The following is a 1,026-nucleotide window of genomic DNA, read 5'->3' as shown; positions in this document are numbered from 1 at the left end:
GGCTGCGCGAGCTCGCCCCCGAGAAGCGGCTGGAAGATCTCGATCCCGAGTTCATCGAAGCCTGGCTGAAGCAACAGCGCCGTCACGACCATTGACTGCCGACAACCCCGCGGCGGTCAGTGCCAGCCAGGGCCATCGCGCAACCATGGGCGATGTGCTGGTTGCGAGTTACCGTCCCTGGCACTGGGTCCCGGCCTCCGAGCCGGGACGACGCAAATCGCGGTTCACCGCGCTGTCCGTCGTTCCGGCAGGATGCCGGAACCCAGTGCCACGGACGGTACCTCTCAGCCACAACGGTGCCCAAGCACAAGCCAAGCGCTGCCGCCGCGCCCCCGCCCCACCCGGCCGCCGCGGATCTCGCAGCCCGTCGTTCCGGCAAGGATGCCGGAACCCAGCGCCATGGACGGTACCGCGCAGTGAGCACGGACCGGCAAGATAAGACGGAACGCCCTACACCGATGCCGAAAAAATCACCCCCGTCCACTGTTACGCATCTACCAGACCTACCTGGGCGCGCGGATGTATCTGGTGTTCGCCCTCACCCTCGCAGCGGTTTTCGCAGAAGGCGTCGGCCTCCTCATGCTGCTGCCCTTGTTGCAGGGCCTTGACACGGGCGCCGCGGCAAGCACGGAGCCCGCGACCGGCATTGGCAAATTGTTGCACGACCTGCTCGCCGGATTCGGCTGGGCCGACTCCACCGTCGCCATCATCTTGCTCATCACCGTCGCCTACATCGCGAAAGGCGTCTTGCTGTTCGGCGCCAACGCGTTCAATGCACTGCTGCGCGCGCAGTTCTTGCCGCGCCCCGCCATGCGATCCCTTCGTGTCCCCCGAAAGGGTATCCGCGAAGACTTTCACAATCTCTCAGCGCTGCGGAACGAGGGGCACGAGTGGAACCAGGGCAAGGTGCCGATACGACGAGGATTGCTGCATGACGATGACGAATCTTTATGAGCACGACATTCATGCCTGGACCCAACAGACCGCGGAGCTGCTCCGGCAACGCCGATTCCAGGAGTTGGACAT

General features: G+C 64.6%; 2 protein-coding genes. Both read left to right on the top strand.

Annotation, left to right across the window (positions count from 1 at the left end):
• Positions 1–519 precede the first annotated feature (519 nt).
• Positions 520–954, top strand: a complete 435-nt coding sequence (locus A39O_RS0111285; RefSeq protein WP_020504763.1) for a hypothetical protein — start codon at positions 520–522, stop codon at positions 952–954.
• The coding region (locus tag A39O_RS38320; protein WP_157639985.1) for a DUF29 family protein at positions 932–1,026 on the top strand (95 nt) is incomplete at its 3' end. The genes A39O_RS0111285 and A39O_RS38320, both read left to right, overlap by 23 nt.

The sequence above is a fragment of the Lamprocystis purpurea DSM 4197 genome (assembly GCF_000379525.1).
GTDB lineage: Bacteria > Pseudomonadota > Gammaproteobacteria > Chromatiales > Chromatiaceae > Thiodictyon > Thiodictyon purpureum.
The sequence above is the reverse complement of the archived record's forward strand: the minus strand, read 5'-3'. Positions and strand labels throughout refer to the sequence as shown.

Coding starts and splice junctions, on each gene's coding strand:
- A39O_RS0111285 (WP_020504763.1), top strand. CDS start 520: ATGTATCTGGTGTTCGCCCTCACCCTCGCAGCGGTTTTCGCAGAAGGC.